This is a genomic window from Algoriphagus sanaruensis (assembly GCF_001593605.1).
Classification (GTDB): Bacteria; Bacteroidota; Bacteroidia; order Cytophagales; family Cyclobacteriaceae; genus Algoriphagus; species Algoriphagus sanaruensis.
Map to the genome: position 1 here is coordinate 343085 of NZ_CP012836.1, position 18553 is coordinate 361637.

Genomic DNA, 18553 nt, shown 5'->3' on the forward strand with positions numbered 1-18553 from the left:
AATCACCCATCGAGTTATAGATTCCTGACCAATTTGACCCAATAACCATGAGCCTCTCCCTACTGCTCCTTATTTCTGCCATAATTCTGCTTTTGGCCTACCGATTTTATGGAAACTTTGTCTACAAAAAATTTGGGTTAGATAACTCAAGACCTGCACCTTCCCATACACACCGAGACGGAATAGATTATGAGCCTAGCAAACCAATTGTGGTTTTAGGCCATCATTTCGCATCGATTGCAGGCGCTGGCCCAATTGTAGGTCCGATCATAGCGGTAACTTTTGGATGGACTCCTGCTGTTATTTGGATCCTAGTAGGAGGTATTTTCTTTGGTGCAGTCCATGATTTAGGAAGTATGGCAGCCTCATTGAGATCCGACGGAAAGTCAATCGGGGTGATAATCCGTAATCAAATCGGCACAAAAGGAAAGCAATTATTTGTCATTTTTAGCTTTTCCACTTTGATCCTAGTCATCGGGGTATTCTCAGACATTATCGCAAAGACATTTGTGGCAAATCCTGGAGTAGCTTCAGCCTCCCTTCTATTTATTTTACTCGCTATTGGGTTTGGTTTTGTGAATAGGTGGATCGGCAACAAGACTGTCCCATTCATCCTTTTGACGATCGTCGGAGTAATTCTGATGTACTATTTCGTCTATTTAGGTACTCAAATTCCATTTGCACTTGATTACAAAGTGTGGATTTTAGTCCTTTTAGCATATGCCTTTATCGCCTCTGTCACCCCTGTTTCACTACTGCTCCAACCCAGAGATTATTTAAATAGCTATCTATTATATGGGATGATGATTGCTGCCGTGGCTGGAGTGATTATTGCTAATCCTGAAATAAAAATGGACACTCAAATTCAAGCCTCAAGTGAAAGTTTAGGGTATGTCTTTCCAGTACTATTTGTGACGATTGCATGTGGGGCGATTTCTGGCTTTCATTCTTTAGTAGCATCCGGAACCACTTCGAAGCAATTAGATCAAGAAAGTGATGCCAAGGTAGTCGGGTTTGGAGGAATGTTGATTGAATCCTTTTTGGCCATCATCTCAGTGGGGGCGGTAGTTGTTTTATCCAAAACTGAATATTTGGAGCGTATCGGCACCGAAGGACCCGTTTCGCTTTTCTCAACTGGAATTGGCGGAATGATTGCGACCTTGGGAATTTCTGAAAATTTTGCAATTGGCTTTGTAGCCTTGACTGTTTCTGCTTTTGCCTTAACGACCTTAGACACCTGCACCAGATTGGCTAGATTTACCCTCCAGGAATATTTTGAAGATATGCCACAGCCTGCAGCAAAAGTTGTTGCAACCAATCGATATTTATCCACTTTTGTCGTGGTTGTATTGTCTGTTCTTCTCCTACTTTCCGGAGAATTTTCGACCCTTTGGCCCATTTTTGGCTCCGCCAATCAGTTGTTGGCAGCACTTGCCTTACTTACCATCGCAGTTTGGCTGATCAAAAAAAATATCCCTGCCACATTTGTTACCATCCCCATGTTTTTCATGTTCACGGTGACCTTGGCTTCATTAGGCCTTTTTGCTTGGAAAAATTATCAAGAGAATGGGTATGTATTAGCCTTTATTGCTGCTCTTCTGTTTGTCTTGGCGATTTCTTTGATCTTCTTAGCATTCAAAAGCCTAAAAGCAGAGGCAAAGGAACCTGCAAAAGCTTGATTGAATTGACCTCTAATTAAAAAAAGGAAGGCTAGATTCTTAAATAGCCTTCCTTTTTTTATTGAATTCAATCTGCTCCATCCATTCTAGCTCGATCCAGTGTATAGTTAGCTGCATTCTTCCCCTGCTGGGTACCGACCGTAGCATCAAAGGTCCAATGAATTCCTCCATACACTCTAGAAATTGCCGCCTCTTCGGCCCAAGCCCTAACTTTCGTGGCTTCTTGTGGGAAAACATAGGCTAAGACCTCTGCCGCAGCGGCTGAAAAAACCGAATGTCCAGAGGTATAGCTTGGAAAATTAGGAGTACCGGCGATGGTTTCAAACCCATCAATAGTCTGAATAGGCCTCGGATAATGGTAATAATATTTAGCATCCCAGCAGGAGATTCCCGCATCCATGATTGCCATATTTAGGTAAGCCAGAGTTCGGGCTGATCTCAGAGTACTGAGTCGGTATTTCACAATAAAACGATTTGCAAAATCATTCCAATGGCCCGGGGGAGTGTAGGTTCCCAACCCGTCTTGCCAAAAATTAGCAATTCGTCGTTGCTCGACTGTTCGATTCTTTGCAAAGTCCTTCAAGCGCTTCACATCGGCTTCATATTCCGGGGAACCAGGAGCAGGAGGTAATCCTGGTCTGTTAGCCTCCACATTCGGGATGTTCCAGAGTTTAACTTTCCCAAAGAGTGGAGTGAGTCCAACAGGTCGTTGAGGAGACTCAAGATTTTCCCATTTCCAACCAAATCGCTCGAATGCAGCATTTGCTATTGAATCTGAAACAGCCTTGGTAGTCTGTGCATGCTTCATCCCATCAGTTGAAGCTCGGTCCAAGGCAAGGGTTGCGACTACATTTCCAATTTGAATTCCAGCCTCCAGATCACTTTCTACAAATGCACCCGAAAGAAGTAAGCTTTCAAGATGTTCTTGCTCCAATTTTTCTAAATAGGCCGCTTCCAAAGGAAACATGGCAGTCAAAATTTTACGGGAGGAAGTAGCAATCACTGCCCCTTCTGATGGGTAAGACGGTACATCCTGAGATGGATATGCTGATGAAATAGAAGGGTCTACCCGATACGCAGCCGGTCGATTGTACAAGAATTTGTAATGCCATGCAGAAATCAATCCATCATATTGAGCAACAGAAAGATAGGCCAAAGCTCTACTTGCATAAGGCGGATGAGCAAAGGGAAATGCAGGGGGACCTTGAGGATTAGAAGGATCAGGAGATGGATAAGTGCCATCAGGGTTAGGTCCGGGAATCAAATTATACTTGGCGATTAATTCCAGCGCCACCTCATTCCAGCGTACCACTGGATTATTGGTCCATTTTTTAAGACTTTCCCTTTGGCGGGAACTCATAGATTGAATAGCACTTTTGACCTGAACAAGTTCTTCTTGGTAAGCTGTCGAATTAATGGAGGATGGAATCGGAATCTCTATCGATGAACCTGATGGAATAAGAATTGGCTTCCAATTTCCCCCATTTTCATCTACTTGGTCAAAGACATAGCTTTCAAATTCTAATTCTGTTGGTAGGTCTCTCGAGCATGCCATCATCCCAAAAGCTAGCATATAAATAAGGCTATATTTTCTCATCGATTATTAGTTTAAAAGTTGAAATTGATAGGTCACCCCTACTCCTATTGATGTCATTTTGGGAGCATTTTTCCCAGTGGTCACTTGATTGACGTAAGCCAAAAGTCCAAGCCCTTTAATCTGTCTGGAGTAATAATGCGCAAAAGCACCGACTTGTGTAAAATCAACGCGATTCGTTGGCTGAGGAGCGTTATATGCTCGAATATCATCTCCAAAAGTGGATTTCTGTACCTGATGGGTAAGTTCAACTCGGAGTGAATTTTGGAAAAACCATTTACCAAGGGCAGCATGAAAATTCCATGAGTTTGGAACATCCATCCAAGGTGTATAGTAGCTTCCATTATTATAATAGTATTCTCTTTCAGCTTTCGTGTACCCTTTCCAGATATAACCTACTACTCCTCGCAGGTATATTCCTTTAGACATTTTGTAATGAGCCAATCCTCTCCATGCCAATTGTGGTGTCCCTAGCCCCAAAGCATAAGGCTGATAGTCTGAGAGGTAATTGGAAATGGGAGTCGAAAAATTAAGGGAGGCAAATCCAGTAAGTTGTCCTTTACCATGCGTTTTTTCGATTAATTGGTATTTAATTCCCAAGGAAAGGTCTTGAAGACCTGATGTCCCCGCAAATTTCCCTCCATTGGGAAGAGTAGAATTGGTACTAACCCAAGGAATTCCCAAATAAACATTGAGTTTTAGAGAGAGACCATAAGCTGCCATTCCCATCGCCGTACGTCTTTGTACAGTGGCGATAGTACCGTTTTTCCGAAGGAAATCTCCTTCCCAATATTGGTCAAACTGACCGTATTCATAGTTTACCAGAAAGCAAATCTCCTTTTGAGGCATCATCAACTCATCAGTAGGAGATTGGGCATAGGTATAGATTTGAACTCCCACAAAGAACATAACAAGTCCCTTGAGGAATTTCAGGTAGAAATTCTTCATAGCTAATTGATAGTGTAAAATGGAAAAACCTCTATCAGGGAGGAACAACAACAAACCTCCCTGATACAGGATAAAGAAATGACTCTCAGATTCTCCTAGGAATGGAGAAGAGTCTCATAAAATTTAGGAGGCCTGTGGAGGAGGGGAATCAATCGTGAAATACGGACTCATGTAAGGTGAAAAAATAAACCCAATCTGTACTTTATGGCTTAGCTGAGGATAGGCATCAAATGCCAATACCTCAGCATCCAAATAATCTTTAGCAAATAATTTTAGAAAGCTCTTTCCTTGATTATCCTGTGGCAATTCATCATCAACCAAGGAGGAAATCCAGATGGAGACTGAATTTTCAAGACTTTTTCGAGCAGTATCCGCCACATAAATGATTTGTAAGGTATCATTTTGGTAGCGTTGCTTGATGGCACGAAAGTACTTCCCATCTTTTTCAAATCGAGTATTTGTCGCCTGAAACTCGTCTTGGTTAGACATATAAGGAGCTGCCAAGGGAATTCCCATCATTCGCTCCTCCAAACTTCCAATTTGATCGCTGTAAATTTTATCACCCCAATCTTTTTCTAAGGAAAGATGAACACTGAGGTAAAAAGCATAATAGCCAAAATGAAATATGGCAAAACAACCTAAAAGAAATATGGCTACTGCTCTTCTCAAGATTTAAAAGAATTAGATCATCAAGTTGCTGGAATTGACTCAAAAATAAAAATGATGGATCGAAATTATTTCTTTTGAATTGAATTAACCACTTGAATGAAGCCTAAGCTTACCTAAAGACATACATCCAAAAAAACCGGATTAAGATCAAGGCGAGTAGAAATCCCCCATATACTTTTAATACTTTCAGGCGATTAAATCGATCCAGAAACCATAATACGATCACCGGTTTTATTAAACCGAGGAAAATACTGATTAAGCAAAGCCCAATCAGCAACTCTAACATGACGCTAACTGCTTCCACCATCCTAAAATCAAAGAAGGAACGATTATCACCGTTCCTTCCTATTTATTAAATCAAAGCCTTACTTATTTTTTGCGCTTAATTTCTCGCATTTCATATCCTTCAATAGTATCGTCGATTTGGATATTATTGAAGTTCTTGATCGAAATACCGCATTCATAACCCGCTTTTACCTCCGATACATCGTCTTTGAATCGCTTCAATTGATCGATTTCACCTTCGTGAATTACAATACCATCTCGAATGATGCGAATCTTATTCTTTCTGGTAATGAAACCATCGGTCACGTAAGAACCTGCAACGGTTCCGACTTTCGAGATTTTAAATACCTCACGGACGATAATATTACCGGTAATGACTTCTTCATATTCTGGCTCAAGCATCCCCTCGATTGCATCCTTGATTTGGTTGATCGCGTCATAGATGATTGAGTAATGTCTGATTTCAATTTCTTCCTGCTCAGCAAGCTTCTTGGCATTGGAAGAAGGACGAACTTGGAAACCAATAATAATGGCATCTGAGGCAGAAGCTAACAATACGTCAGATTCAGAAATTTGCCCTACACCTTTATGAATGATGCTCACTTTCACCTCATCCTTGGAAAGTTTGAGTAATGAATCGGACAGGGCTTCCACCGAGCCGTCCACGTCACCTTTAATGATGATATTAAGTTCTTTGAAGCTTCCGATTGCCAAACGACGACCGATTTCATCCAAGGTGATATGCTTCTTGGTACGCAAACTTTGTTCACGCTGAATCTGCTCTCTTGAGTTGGCGATTTCTCTAGCTTCTCTTTCTGTATCGTAAACCTTAATGGTGTCACCTGCTTGAGGAGCTCCACTTAGACCCAACATCTGCACTGGCGTAGAAGGACCTGCCTCCTTTAATTTTTTGCCTTTGTGATCAAACATTGCTTTGACACGGCCATAGTGTTGTCCAGCTACCATGACATCTCCAATTCGAAGGGTACCAGCTTGAATCATGATGGTAGCCACATAGCCTCGTCCTTTATCAAGGGAAGCTTCAATTACAGTACCTACAGCATTCTTATTCGGATTAGCCTTCAATTCTAGGATTTCAGCTTCCAAAAGGACTTTTTCCAATAATTCATCAACTCCTTGACCTGTTTTTGCAGAGATGTCTTGAGACTGGTATTTACCACCCCAATCTTCTACAAGGAGATTCATATTGGCTAATTCTTCCTTAATCTTTTCAGGTCTCGCGTTAGGCTTATCTACCTTATTGATTGCAAAAATCATCGGTACACCGGCCACTTGAGCGTGATTAATCGCTTCTTTGGTCTGAGGCATGATGCTATCATCCGCTGCAATTACAATAATTGCCACGTCTGTGATTTTCGCACCACGAGCACGCATCGCGGTGAATGCTTCGTGACCAGGAGTATCCAAGAAGGCAATTTTATGACCGGTTTTCGTCATTACATCATACGCTCCGATGTGCTGAGTAATACCCCCAGCTTCTGCTGCGGTTACTTTTGACATTCGGATGTAATCAAGCAACGAGGTCTTACCATGGTCAACGTGTCCCATGATCGTCACAATCGGTGCTCTTTCTTCGAGCTCTTCTTCGGTATCCTCTACTTCTTCTACCCTCTCATCTTCGATGGATTGGATAAATTCTACATCATAGCCAAACTCGTCCCCAATAATGGTGATTGCTTCGGCATCCAGACGTTGGTTTATGGAAACGAACATTCCAAGAGACATACAGGTAGAAATCACCTGATTCACTGAAACATCCATGAGAGAAGCGAGATCGTTGGCCGAAATAAATTCGGTTACTTTCAATACTTTGCTATCCTCACCTTCCATTTCGACCTCACGATCACGCTCAGCACGCTTGTCTCTACGTGATTTCGTCTTACCTCCGCCAGGCTTATTGCCTTGAAGGCGAGCAAGAGTCTGTTTGATTTGATCTTGGATTTCCTTTTGGGTAGGTTCAGCTTTTTGCACGCGTTGTTGCTGTTGCTGATTATTACCTCCTTTTTGGTTTCCTTTTCCTTGATTCGGTCTATTTTGACCACCTCGGTTATCCTGAGGTCTATTTTGCTGACCAGCAGGAGCCCCTCCTGGTTTATCAATTCTTTTTCTTGGACGCTTTTTATCCCGTCCTTTTTCATCAGAGGAAGCCACAGGTCCACCTTTTTTCTTAGGCTTCTCTACTGGCAATTCGATTTTCCCGAGTACTGTCAAACCTTTAAGCGAATCTGCTTTTGCGGCGATCACCTCATCTTCCTTAGGAGCAGGAGTGGGAACCACAGGAGCTGATACTGGAGCGACAGGCTTTGGAGCTGGCGTTTGTTGCTGAACCGGCTTTGGTTGTTCTTGTCTCGGAGGCTGAGGGGCCTGAGGCTTTGGTTGAGCAGGTGTTTGTTGCTGAATAGGCTTAGGTTGCTCTTGTCTCGGAAGTTGAGGCGCCTGAGGTCTTTCAGGAGCACGCTCCTCTTTTGCTTTCGGAGCAGGAGTTGGAGTTGGAGCAGGCGCCGGGGCCTTTTTCTCCAAATCGATTTTCCCAAGGATCTTAATGCCCTCCAATTTTGGAGCGTCAGGAGTAATTTTTTCGGGCTCTTCTGCCTGCACCTTTGGAGCTGGTGCAACTTGTACTGGCTCTTCCCGTTGAACAGGAGCAGCAACAGGAGCAGGTTCAGGTGCTTTTTCCTGCTTTGGAGCTTCCGGTTCTAGCGATATAGGCTCATGACGCTTCCCAATAGAAAGGTGGGAAGCCTCTTCTTTTTCCAGCGCAGAGGATTTGAACTCCTTTTCCAACATAGCCACTTGCTCCATAGTGATTTTGGAATTGGGATTGTTCTCTACCTCAAAGCCACGCTTGGCCAAAGACTCCACAATGGTTGATGTCCCCACGTTGAGTTTTCGGGCAATCTGGCCTAATCGCATCATTTTTTCTTCTGACATAAGCAAAAACCTCTTTCGAAATCTTAAGTAAAATTAGGTATTCTTTGGGTTGAAACCCGGTATTATTGTTCAAATTCTTGTCTTAGAATTCGGAATATCTCTTCGATTGTCTCCTCTTCTAGCTCAGTACGACGAGTAAGGTCTTCTTTTGTCAAAGCCAAAACACTTTTCGCAGTATCTAAGCCTGTCTTTTTGAGCTCATCAATGATCCACTGATCAATTTCATCAGAGAATTCATTTAGATCCACATCTTCTTCCTCGTATTCGTTTAACTCTCTGAATACATCAATCTCATAGCCTACCAGTTTGCTGGCAAGTTTGATATTGTATCCACCTTTACCTATCGCAAGAGATACTTGGTCAGGCTTTAGGAAAACAGAGATTCTTTTCGTGTCGGCATTCACAGAAATAGAAGACACCTTGGCTGGACTCAATGCTCTTGAAACATAAAGCTCTAGGTTGTCTGTGTAATTGATCACATCAATATTTTCATTCTGAAGTTCACGCACGACAGCATGGATACGAGATCCTTTCATTCCGACGCAAGCTCCTACTGGATCAATTCGGTCATCATAGGATTCCACGGCTACTTTCGCTCTTTCTCCTGGTTCTCTCACGATTTTTACGATGGTTATCAATCCATCATAAACTTCAGGAACTTCATTTTCAAACAATCGCTCAAGGAAAACCGGCGACGTACGAGAAAGGATTACCTTCGGATTGCCATTGAGCATATCTACACGGTGAACAATTGCTTTGACAGTATCTCCTTTGCGGAATCTGTCTTTAGGAATTTGCTCGCCTTTAGGAAGGATCAGCTCATTTCCTTCGCCGTCTATTAACAAAATCTCTCTACCCAAAATTTGGTAAACTTCAGCAGAGATGATTTCGCCAATTTGCTCCTCGTATTTATTGTAAAGGATATCTTTTTCAAGATCCTTAATTTTTTGAATTAGCGTCTGACGAGCCATTTGCACGGCTCTTCTTCCGAAGTCTTCCAATTCAATTTTTTCATACACTTCTTCTCCGATTTCAAAATCAGGCTCAATTTTTTGAGCATCTGTAAGACTGATTTTATCGAAATCCCAGATATCCTCGGAATTATCATCTACAATCTCCCTGATCCTGAAAATCTCCAGATCACCCTTGTCTGCATTGATGGTTACGTCAAAGTTTTCGTCCGTTTCAAATTTTTTACGGATCATCGCTCTGAATACATCTTCCAGAATACGGATCATGGTAGGTCGATCCACATTTTTAGACCTTGCAAATTCTGCAAAGGATTCTATTAAGATTTTGGCATCCATTGGAGTTATTTAAAAGATACTTGTACGGTTGATTTTTTAATTTCATTTAAGGCAAAGGTCATTTCTTCTTCGATGGCCTTTTTGCCCTTTTCTTTTTTTCGAACTGCCAGTTTGATTTGATTTTCATCCACCTCAAGAAGCTTTCCCGAAATCTCCGAGCCGCTTTGAAGAAGGATTTTTAGATCCCTGCCAATATTTTTTTTGTACTGTCGGGGCGAGCCTAAAGGAAAATCTAATCCAGGTGAAGAAACTTCAAGAATAAAAGCTTGAGGGAACAAGTCGCTCGTTTCTAATTCTTCTGAAATTGCTCGACTCACTTTTGCGCAAGCTTCGATGGTAATTCCTTCATCGGAATCGATTAAGATTACCAATTTAATTTTTCCAGCTTTTTCCTCTGTTTGGATATCTACAATGAAAAAGGATTCATCTGGAAGATGATTTAAAACCAAATTTTCTATTTGCTTAGTCAATCCGCTCATAGGTAGCTATAATGAAAGAGGGGACTTTTGTCCCCTCCAGAAACTTTCGAATACGCCACAAAACTAATACAAAGAATCTCGATTTGCAAAATCTGAATAACGATATCATTTTCAATACGCTGAAATCTAATTTGGATATCGGGAAAGGATAACGATCTCAATTGGGAAAATACTTTTTGACCCTTGAACAAAAAATTGGGGAATACCTCAGTTTTATCGATTTAAGATAATAATTTTGCCCTCCCGCGTTAAGAAACAGTACAGAGGTACTATCTTAAACTCCTAACTCCAACACAAGCCATTCAGACAAGTAAACCATGGGATTATTCGATTTTTTCTCTAGTGATATAGCCATTGACTTGGGTACTGCAAATACCCTGATCATTCACAAAGACAAAATTGTGGTTGATGAACCTTCTATCATAGCAATTGACAAAACCAACAATCGAGTTTTGGCTGTAGGAAGAGAAGCGATGAACATGCACGAAAAAACGCATGAAAACATCAAAACTATCCGCCCTCTAAAAGACGGAGTAATTGCAGACTTCTACGCAGCAGAGCAAATGATCCGAGGTTTGATCAAAATGATCCCCGGTCAGAAAAAAGGAATGTTTCCCCAATCTCACCGAATGGTGATTTGTATTCCTTCTGGAATCACGGAAGTTGAAAAGAGAGCTGTTCGTGACTCTGCAGAACATGCTGGTGCCAAAGAAGTCTATATGATCTACGAACCGATTGCTGCGGCGATTGGTATTGGGATTGATATTGAAAAGCCAATGGGCTCAATGATCGTAGATATCGGTGGTGGTACCACAGAAATTGCCTTGATTGCTTTGTCTGGAATTGTAGCGGATCAGTCGATTCGAGTGGCTGGTGATACTTTCACCAAAGATATCCTTGACTACATGAGAAGACAGCACAACCTTCTCATAGGTGAACGATCTGCAGAAAAAGTAAAAATCGCGATCGGATCTGCATTAACTGAATTGGATGAAGCTCCAGAGGATTATGAAATCCGTGGTCGTGACCTTATGACAGGTATTCCAAAGGTGATTAAAGTTTCATACTCCGAAATTGCTTTTGCACTCGATAAATCTGTATCCAAAATCGAAGAAGCGGTATTGAAGGCCCTAGAAATTGCCCCACCAGAACTTTCTGCTGACATCTATGATAATGGAATTCACCTAACCGGCGGTGGTGCATTATTGAAAGGACTGGATAAGCGTTTACACCAAAAGACCAAATTACCGATCCACATTGCTGAGGATCCATTAAGAGCTGTGGTCAGGGGAACTGGAACAGCCCTTAAAAATATCCAAAACTTCAGAACCGTATTGATGACCTGAGAATTGAATGCTACGCATCCTACAGTTCCTTTATTCCATAAGGGCTTTTCTACTATTTGTTTTTCTAGAGGTGGTCGCCGTTTGGCTGATTGTCTCCAATAATTCTCCTCAGGGTGCTGCGTTTTTCAATAGTTCAAATGAGGTCGTCGGCTCTATCCTAAAGAAGCAAGCTGATGTGGTTCAGTTTTTTGCTCTGGCAGAGGCCAACGAAGCACTGACTGAGGAAAATTCCGAACTCTTGACAGAAGTTTTGAGATTGACTTCAAGGCCAGACAGCAGTCGGATAATGCTCGATTCAGCACTTGAAGCCACTTTTGAATTTAGGGTTGCCCGAGTAATTGGGAATTCACTTCGCTTTTCTCAAAACTATCTTACGCTAAATAAAGGGGCTAAAGATGGCATAAAACCCGGAATGGGGGTATTTGACTCCAGAGGAGTAATCGGCCGGGTGAAGACCGTTTCGGAAAATTATTCTGTCGCTTTCTCCTTACTCAATACAAGTCTTTTGGTGTCCTCCAAGATAAAATCAAATGACGTATTTGGGTCTGTCCAGTGGGATGGCAAAGACACGGAATTTGCCAAGCTACTTTACATTCCTCGTCATGTGAAAGCTCAGGCTGGTGATACGGTCATTACTTCTGGCTTCAATGCGGTTTTCCCGGAAGGGATTGCTATTGGAATCATTTCAGAAGTACAGCCCGATGAGGAAAACTCAAATTATTTAGACATTAAAGTCAAGCTCAGTGCAGATTTCAGCAAGGTGACCTTTGTATATCTTGTTGAAAATAATCAAATCGCCGAACTGGATTCTTTGAACAAACAGGCCGAAATCACCAATGAATATTAGAAGCCTAATTTCAAATAGCCTTTTGATCATCTTATTATTGATGGTGCAGGTTTTTTTATTGAAAAACCTGGCAGTTTTCGGTGTTGCCTTCGGATTCCTATATGTTTTGGGCATTTTGACACAGCCGATTTCTATTCGTCCGGTACCTCTCATGCTAATTTCATTTGGCATTGGAATTTTGGTCGACCTCTTTTACGAAACCATCGGGATGCATGCCGCCGCTGCTACATTTTTGGCCTTCTTAAGACCTTACTGGCTCAAGGCTATTAGTCCTTCGGGAGGATATGATGAAGGTGAAGAGCCGACCTTAAATCAAATGGGGGCTAGGTGGTTTATCAGTTATACTTTTCCCTTATTCCTAGCGTATTGTGGAGTGTTCTTTTTAGCAGACCAATGGGGAACCGGTTCCTTTTTTGGAGCTTTAAACAAAATTCTATTTTCTTCCCTTTTCAGCATGCTTTTGGCTATACTTGTACAGCTGCTGTTTTTCCAGAGAAGGAGGAGTATTAGATGAAAGACCAAAGACCTGCCGTCATTATTCTTGTTATTTTCCTGATAAGTGCCGTACTCTTGATCAAGCTTTTTTTGATCCAAGTAGTAGATGATAGTTTTTTGAAAAAAGCCGAGCGAAATGCAATCCAGCGAGTGGTGGATCACCCCTATCGGGGACTGATTTATGATAGAAACGGGAAGCTACTTGTTTATAACAATCCAATTTTTGATTTGATGGTCGTTCCCAAGGAATTTAAAATTGGGGACACTACCAGGTTTTGCCAACTTTTCAAGATCGAGAAAGAAAAGCTGATCGAAGCCTACAATGCCGCAAAGACCTATTCCAGAGTTAAACCCTCTCCACTGATCAAGCAAATATCGACGACAGATTTTGCTAGAATTCAAGATTTCCTAGTGGATTATCCAGGCCTATTTATCATGACCCGATCGGTTCGATCCTATCCTAACGCCACAGCACCACATGCTTTGGGCTATATAGGAGAAATCAGCGCCGGCCAGTTGGAAAAAGACTCTGCAAAGTATTACAGTCAAGGAGATTATGTTGGATTGAGTGGATTGGAACGATTTTACGAAAGTGAACTTCGAGGCAATAAAGGGGTGAAATACAAAATGGTCAATGTCCGAGGTATCGACAAAGGCCCCTTCAAAGATGGAGAATATGATACCGCATCAGTAGCTGGCAAAAACCTAACCTCCACCATCGATATGGATCTCCAGCTGTACGGAGAAATGTTGATGGCAGGGAAAAAAGGATCTGTAGTCGCAATCGAGCCAAAAACTGGGGAAATCTTGGCGATGATCTCTGCTCCATTTTATGATCCCAATTCACTGACAGGAGCTGAGTTTAGCAAGAACTATCGTAAACTCAATAACGACCCTGAAAAGCCACTATTCAATCGTCCAATTATGGCGATGTATCCTCCTGGATCAATTTTCAAAATTGTACAGAGTCTGATCGGACTACAGAAAGGCATCCTTACTCCCAATACGACATTTGCGTGTAACAAGTCTTTGGTGGCTTGTCACAACCATCCAAGTCCAGTCAATCTTTTTGGTGCGATTCGTAATTCCTGTAATCCCTATTACCACCAGGCTTTTCGAATGATTATCAATCAGGAACTTTCCACCAATACTTTTAAGGACACCGAATTGGGTCTGAATGCCTGGAGAGAAGAAGTATTAAAATTTGGATTGGGAAGTCCACTTGGACTCGATATGTCAGGAGAAAGGGGTGGCGATGTCCCTTCCAGCAGACTCTATGATCGAGTATATGGGGAAGGAAGATGGAAATATTCTACCATTTATTCCCTTTCTATTGGTCAAGGGGAACTTCAGGTCACTCCAATTCAAATGGCTAACCTTGCTGCCATTTTTGCAAATAAAGGCTATTACTATGCCCCACATTTAATCAAGGCAGTAGATGGTGACCCAACAAAAATCCCTGCTAAATACCAAGTCAGACATGAGGTCGGCGTGGATGCGCATCATTTTGATCTGATTCAAGATGCGATGGCAGAAGCGTTGTATGGAACTGCCAATCGAGCCATTATCCAAGATTTGGTTATCGCAGGTAAAACAGGTACTGCCCAAAATCCACATGGAGAGGACCATTCGGTTTTTGTGGCCTTTGCGCCAAAAGACAATCCCAAAATCGCCATCGCTGTTTACGTGGAAAATGCCGGCTGGGGAGGTCGCGCTGCCGCAAGTACTGCATCGTTGATGATTGAAAAATACATCAAAGGCCAAATCACCCGGCCTGCTTTGGAGGAATATGTACTTGCAGGAAACTTTATTTATTAAATGAGGGAATCAGATATTCATATCAACCGAGTAGACTGGATTGCAGTATCGATCTATTTCCTGTTGGTGACCATCGGCTGGTTTAATATCTATGCGGCGGTTTATGATAGCCAAGTAGAAAAAAGCATTTTTGATTTCTCCATCAATTCAGGAAAGCAATTAGTTTGGATCGGAACTGCAATTGCGTTGATTACCCTAATTATGGTGGCTGATTTTCGATTTTTTGAAAATTTGTCTCTAATCATCTACGGGATATTCTTAATTCTTTTGATTCTAACACCTTTTATAGGAAAGGAAGTAAACGGACAAATCCTTTCCATAGGCTTCGGTGATTTCAGAATACAGCCCGGTGAATTTGCCAAGTTTGCGACAGCTCTTGCCTTAGCCAAAGTAATGGAGCGCCCTACCTTTGACTTAAGCAAAGGGAAATTTCAGGCAATTGCATTTGGTGTTTTGATGTTACCGGTTTTGCTGATTTTACTTCAGCCGGATACGGGTACCGCGATGGTTTATTTTTCATTGCTCCTGATGTTTTATCGGGAAGGATTACCACAGTGGTACTACATGCTTGGGATTGGGTTTGTAGCGATTACACTTTTGGCGCTGGGGATCGAAAACAACCTCTATCTAGCCATCGCTATTTTAGGGCTTATGGGGATTTTAATTTTTTTAGGAAAAAAATCCTGGCAAAGAATTATTGCATTCTCACTGATCGGAATAGGTTTGATCGCCTACATATATTCGATTGACTTTGTAGTCAGCAAACTTCCTGAACACCAGCAAAATCGAATTATGGTATTGTTCAATCCAGACATTGATCCTTTAGGTGTAGGCTGGAACGTCACCCAATCCAAAATTGCGATTGGATCTGGGGGCTTATTGGGTAAAGGATATTTAGAAGGCACTCAAACCAAATTTGACTTTGTCCCTGAGCAGCATACGGATTTTATTTTTTGTACCCTCGGAGAAGAATTTGGCTGGGTAGGAAGTCTCATTGTAATTGGCCTGTTCACTGGCTTGCTTTATCGATTGGTAGTCATGGCAGAACGGCAAAAAAATCGGTTTTCGAGAATTTATGGGTACTGCGTGATTTCCATTCTGTTATTCCATTTTATGATCAACATCGCGATGACCATAGGCCTTTTCCCAGTGGTTGGTATTCCATTGCCATTTTTTAGCTACGGAGGTTCTTCGCTTTGGTCCTTTACTGTCTTATTATTCATTTTCATCAAGTTTGATTCCTCACGAGCTTCCCAGCTCGGACGGATTAACTAAAAAAGGGAGATCAAAATGATCTCCCTTTTTTAGTTGAATTTCCTTGATTAGGAAAACTTCCTATAAATCAATTGCAAAAATTCATGTACAGCTTCTGACTGAACATCCCAATTCAGTTCTTGCACATATCTTGAATTGATCAAATCTACCGCGTCTTCAAAAGTACCCAGGCCGTCAATGGTCGCTAGCGCATGTCTAAGCAAGTCTGCATTTCCATCAAATAATTCCTTGGTGAACATAAACCGCTGATTAATTGCCAAACTCTCAGACAACTCGCCCAAAATCCCCTTCATTCCTTTATAGGTCTCCGAAGCAAAATGAGCTTTAAGAGAAGCAGAATCCAACGAGCCTACAGCCCCGACTTGAGTTATTTTAGTAATTGTCTCTCTGGGGGTAGGTGTTGACAAGGATTCCATTTTGGGTGATTCTGTGATCGTGGATTCTACGACCTCCTCCTCAAAAAAAGAATAGGATGCTTCGGAAGTTGGTGTTTCTTCAAAATCAACTGGGCCAGACTTAGATTCCTCCTTAATTAAATAAGCGTCCAAGTTGAAAGCTTTTACATCTCCAAGGGTAGCGAGTAACAAATTCACGGATTCCAAAGAATCTTGAATTACTTGATAATTGGCAGAAATTGCCTTCAAATACGAATCCATATCATATCCAAATCCGGCCTTATCAATCAAAAAAGTAACAACTCGATCATTCCACTTGTAATACTTTTTGTTCTCCTTGAGGTACTCGTTTATTTTACCTGATGGTGCTTTTCTTACTTCATTTTGAAAGAACTGAACTGGATCTGTAGCAACCTGAATTGCTTGGCTTACCGCTTCTTGAAGTAAAGGCCGGAAGTCCTGACTTTGAACTTTGATTCTTCTGGAAAGGACATTCATAAATTGGGTCAATGCCTCATGCACCGCTATATCGCGATAATCAAAGAATGGACTGCTTTTCAACTTGGATAGTTCCTCCTGCCATAATTCAAACATTCGTTTAATCACAAAAAAATTAACCTGAATGCTATTGGTAAGTTGAAGAATCTCTTGACCGGAGATAAATTGCCGATCTGAAAAAAAGCGGGAGCAAACAATCTCCGAATATTCCCGCGCATAATTTTCTAAATAATTGCTGTTAATTTGAACTGTCATAGGTAGGTCTTGTTTTGAAAAGCAAACGTACAAATGTCCCGAATCGTCATTCAAAATCTTGGAAATTTTACAATAGATTCAGAAAATTCTGAACGTAAAGTTATCGAATTAATCCATGAATCCGGTATAGATTGGATGCATGCTTGCGGTAAAAAAGGAAGATGTACGACCTGTAAAATGGTTATTTTGAAAGGTCAGGAATCTTTAACTGAAGAAACAGACCGAGAAATATTTTACAAAAACCAAAGCCGACTAAAACCAAACGAGCGCCTCGCCTGCCAATGCAGCCTTAAGTCAGGAGAACTGATCATACGAGTGGCAGACATCAATAAATTTCCACATTTAACTTATACCGAATAAGCATGTTTGTAGAGCCTAGCCTACATATTGGAAAATCATCCGAACGAAAGGGTCAGATTGAGGTAATCTGTGGGTCCATGTTTTCAGGCAAAACTGAGGAGCTTATTCGCAGGTTGAATAGAGCTAGAATTGCGAGATTGAAAGTTGAAATTTTTAAACCATCCGTAGATAAACGATACCATGAACAGGATGTAGTTTCCCATAATGAAACTAGCATCCGATCAACTCCTGTAAACTTTGCTGGGGACATTTTACTTCTTTCTGGGGATTGTGATGTCGTAGGGATAGATGAAGCGCAATTTTTTGATCAAGAGCTCGTAAGGGTCTCCCAGATTTTAGCTAATCAAGGTAAGCGAGTCATCTTGGCTGGATTAGACATGGATTTTGAAGGAAAGCCCTTTGAGCCAATGCCCACCTTGATGGCTATTGCCGAGTATGTTACTAAAGTTCATGCGATTTGTATGAAGTGCGGAGACCTGGCTGCTTTTTCTTATCGGCTTTCAGCCTCTAAGGAAAAGGTGGTATTAGGCGAAAAAGACTCCTATGAAGCTCGATGTAGGAATTGCTACAAAGAAGAGCGCACTTAATTGATCGGTCTATGATCAAAAAAACAAGTGGGATTGTACTTAACACCCTGAAATACCAAGAATCAAGTATCATTACGAAGATTTTTACCCGTGAGCTAGGGCTAAAATCATATGTGGTTAATGGAGTAAGAAGTCAAGGTAAGTCTACCAAAATGGCGCTTTATCAACCCATGACCAAGTTGGATCTCGTAGTTTACGATAAGTCTAATTCAGGATTACAACGGATCTCAGAGGCAAAAATTGAATTCCCTACTCAACGAATCCCTTTTGATTTTTCCCGGATAAGTATCGCAATGTTTATGGCTGAGATGATCAATAGAAGCATCTATGATAATTATCAAAATGAATGGCTCTTTGATTTTCTTTCGCTAAGTATTGAACTACTTGATGAAGAAGAGTGCCCTTTACCTTATTTCCCTATATTATTTCTAATTCAACAAGCTAAATTCTTGGGATTTTCGCCTGCCGAGGCAATGGGATTTTTTGAAGAATCTCAACATCAAACATTGAGTATCGAGGAATTAAACTTATGTATTCCCTTTTTGGAGGACGCTCTTTCAAAAGGATATCAAGCCTCTACAAAAATTTCAAGCTCTGTCCGAAGAAAGTTACTGAACCATATGCTAGACTTTTACCGGGAGCATTTGGATAATCCTACTCCTATTAAATCCCTACCAGTTTTAAGACAAATAATGGAATAGAAAAAAGCTGAGCATCAATTTACTAAAGCAGAAATAAAAATTTGTTAAATCAAAAACCAAGGC

The 18553-nt window shown here is 41.4% G+C and carries 16 protein-coding genes; 9 read left to right on the plus strand and 7 right to left on the minus strand.

Translation table 11 applies throughout. From position 1 onward, the window contains the following. The first annotated feature begins 47 nt into the window (after positions 1–47). On the plus strand, positions 48–1679 hold the full coding sequence (locus AO498_RS01630; protein WP_067542827.1) for a carbon starvation CstA family protein: 1632 nt from the start codon (positions 48–50) through the stop codon (positions 1677–1679). A gap of 67 nt (positions 1680–1746) precedes the next feature. Here the strand turns inward: AO498_RS01630 and AO498_RS01635 are convergent, their stop codons facing one another. From AO498_RS01635 to AO498_RS01665, 6 genes are all read right to left on the minus strand, one after another. Next, the gene (locus AO498_RS01635) at positions 1747–3276 is read right to left on the minus strand and encodes a vanadium-dependent haloperoxidase (RefSeq protein WP_067542830.1); all 1530 of its coding nucleotides are present in this window, start codon (positions 3274–3276) and stop codon (positions 1747–1749) included. A 6-nt stretch (positions 3277–3282) separates the two neighbouring features. Beyond that, positions 3283–4221, minus strand: coding sequence for a transporter (locus tag AO498_RS01640; protein ID WP_067542834.1), 939 nt, complete (start codon positions 4219–4221; stop codon positions 3283–3285). 123 nt (positions 4222–4344) lie between these two features. Further along, on the minus strand, positions 4345–4890 hold the full coding sequence (locus tag AO498_RS01645) for a hypothetical protein (RefSeq protein WP_067542837.1): 546 nt from the start codon (positions 4888–4890) through the stop codon (positions 4345–4347). Positions 4891–5259: 369 nt separating this feature from the next. Continuing rightward, positions 5260–8127, minus strand: a complete 2868-nt coding sequence (gene infB / locus AO498_RS01655; RefSeq protein ID WP_067542843.1) for a translation initiation factor IF-2 — start codon at positions 8125–8127, stop codon at positions 5260–5262. A 62-nt stretch (positions 8128–8189) separates the two neighbouring features. Further along, the gene (gene nusA / locus AO498_RS01660; protein ID WP_067542846.1) at positions 8190–9434 is read right to left on the minus strand and encodes a transcription termination factor NusA; all 1245 of its coding nucleotides are present in this window, start codon (positions 9432–9434) and stop codon (positions 8190–8192) included. Positions 9435–9439: 5 nt separating this feature from the next. Continuing rightward, the gene (locus AO498_RS01665) at positions 9440–9913 is read right to left on the minus strand and encodes a ribosome maturation factor RimP (RefSeq protein WP_067542849.1); all 474 of its coding nucleotides are present in this window, start codon (positions 9911–9913) and stop codon (positions 9440–9442) included. A 317-nt stretch (positions 9914–10230) separates the two neighbouring features. Here AO498_RS01665 and AO498_RS01675 point away from each other — a divergent pair, with 317 nt between their 5' ends. Genes AO498_RS01675 through rodA form a run of 5 tightly spaced genes read left to right on the plus strand, consistent with a single transcriptional unit; the run spans position 10231 to position 15694 of the window. Beyond that, positions 10231–11259: a rod shape-determining protein gene (locus AO498_RS01675; RefSeq protein ID WP_067542855.1), complete on the plus strand. Its 1029-nt coding sequence runs from the start codon at positions 10231–10233 to the stop codon at positions 11257–11259. Positions 11260–11266: 7 nt separating this feature from the next. Next, positions 11267–12106, plus strand: coding sequence for a rod shape-determining protein MreC (gene mreC, locus AO498_RS01680; protein WP_067542858.1), 840 nt, complete (start codon positions 11267–11269; stop codon positions 12104–12106). Continuing rightward, positions 12096–12620: a rod shape-determining protein MreD gene (locus AO498_RS01685; RefSeq protein ID WP_067542861.1), complete on the plus strand. Its 525-nt coding sequence runs from the start codon at positions 12096–12098 to the stop codon at positions 12618–12620. The genes mreC and AO498_RS01685 overlap by 11 nt, the downstream gene beginning before the upstream one ends. Continuing rightward, positions 12617–14419: a penicillin-binding protein 2 gene (gene mrdA, locus AO498_RS01690; protein WP_067542864.1), complete on the plus strand. Its 1803-nt coding sequence runs from the start codon at positions 12617–12619 to the stop codon at positions 14417–14419. The genes AO498_RS01685 and mrdA overlap by 4 nt, the downstream gene beginning before the upstream one ends. After that, the gene (gene rodA / locus AO498_RS01695; RefSeq protein WP_067542867.1) at positions 14420–15694 is read left to right on the plus strand and encodes a rod shape-determining protein RodA; all 1275 of its coding nucleotides are present in this window, start codon (positions 14420–14422) and stop codon (positions 15692–15694) included. A 47-nt stretch (positions 15695–15741) separates the two neighbouring features. On the opposite strand, the gene AO498_RS01700 is transcribed toward rodA, so the two are convergent. Continuing rightward, a complete protein-coding gene (locus tag AO498_RS01700) occupies positions 15742–16842 on the minus strand; it encodes a hypothetical protein (RefSeq protein ID WP_067542870.1) in 1101 nt (366 codons plus the stop codon). Positions 16843–16875: 33 nt separating this feature from the next. Between AO498_RS01700 and AO498_RS01705 the strand changes: the two genes are divergently transcribed. From AO498_RS01705 to recO, 3 genes are read left to right on the plus strand one after another with little or no spacing between them, the layout of a single operon-like run. After that, entirely contained in the window at positions 16876–17202 is a 327-nt protein-coding gene (locus AO498_RS01705; protein WP_067542873.1) for a 2Fe-2S iron-sulfur cluster-binding protein, read from the plus strand. 2 nt (positions 17203–17204) lie between these two features. Next, positions 17205–17789: a thymidine kinase gene (locus AO498_RS01710; RefSeq protein ID WP_067542876.1), complete on the plus strand. Its 585-nt coding sequence runs from the start codon at positions 17205–17207 to the stop codon at positions 17787–17789. Between the two features lie 11 nt (positions 17790–17800). Further along, complete coding sequence (recO, locus tag AO498_RS01715; protein ID WP_067542880.1) at positions 17801–18490, plus strand: DNA repair protein RecO; 690 nt, start codon at positions 17801–17803, stop codon at positions 18488–18490. The last annotated feature ends 63 nt before the right edge of the window (positions 18491–18553 follow it).

Coding starts and splice junctions, on each gene's coding strand:
- AO498_RS01685 (WP_067542861.1), top strand. CDS start 12,096: ATGAATATTAGAAGCCTAATTTCAAATAGCCTTTTGATCATCTTATTA.
- AO498_RS01675 (WP_067542855.1), top strand. CDS start 10,231: ATGGGATTATTCGATTTTTTCTCTAGTGATATAGCCATTGACTTGGGT.
- AO498_RS01665 (WP_067542849.1), bottom strand. CDS start 9,913: ATGAGCGGATTGACTAAGCAAATAGAAAATTTGGTTTTAAATCATCTT.
- AO498_RS01640 (WP_067542834.1), bottom strand. CDS start 4,221: ATGAAGAATTTCTACCTGAAATTCCTCAAGGGACTTGTTATGTTCTTT.
- rodA (WP_067542867.1), top strand. CDS start 14,420: ATGAGGGAATCAGATATTCATATCAACCGAGTAGACTGGATTGCAGTA.
- nusA (WP_067542846.1), bottom strand. CDS start 9,434: ATGGATGCCAAAATCTTAATAGAATCCTTTGCAGAATTTGCAAGGTCT.
- recO (WP_067542880.1), top strand. CDS start 17,801: ATGATCAAAAAAACAAGTGGGATTGTACTTAACACCCTGAAATACCAA.
- mrdA (WP_067542864.1), top strand. CDS start 12,617: ATGAAAGACCAAAGACCTGCCGTCATTATTCTTGTTATTTTCCTGATA.
- AO498_RS01710 (WP_067542876.1), top strand. CDS start 17,205: ATGTTTGTAGAGCCTAGCCTACATATTGGAAAATCATCCGAACGAAAG.
- AO498_RS01705 (WP_067542873.1), top strand. CDS start 16,876: ATGTCCCGAATCGTCATTCAAAATCTTGGAAATTTTACAATAGATTCA.
- mreC (WP_067542858.1), top strand. CDS start 11,267: ATGCTACGCATCCTACAGTTCCTTTATTCCATAAGGGCTTTTCTACTA.
- AO498_RS01635 (WP_067542830.1), bottom strand. CDS start 3,276: ATGAGAAAATATAGCCTTATTTATATGCTAGCTTTTGGGATGATGGCA.
- AO498_RS01630 (WP_067542827.1), top strand. CDS start 48: ATGAGCCTCTCCCTACTGCTCCTTATTTCTGCCATAATTCTGCTTTTG.
- infB (WP_067542843.1), bottom strand. CDS start 8,127: ATGTCAGAAGAAAAAATGATGCGATTAGGCCAGATTGCCCGAAAACTC.
- AO498_RS01700 (WP_067542870.1), bottom strand. CDS start 16,842: ATGACAGTTCAAATTAACAGCAATTATTTAGAAAATTATGCGCGGGAA.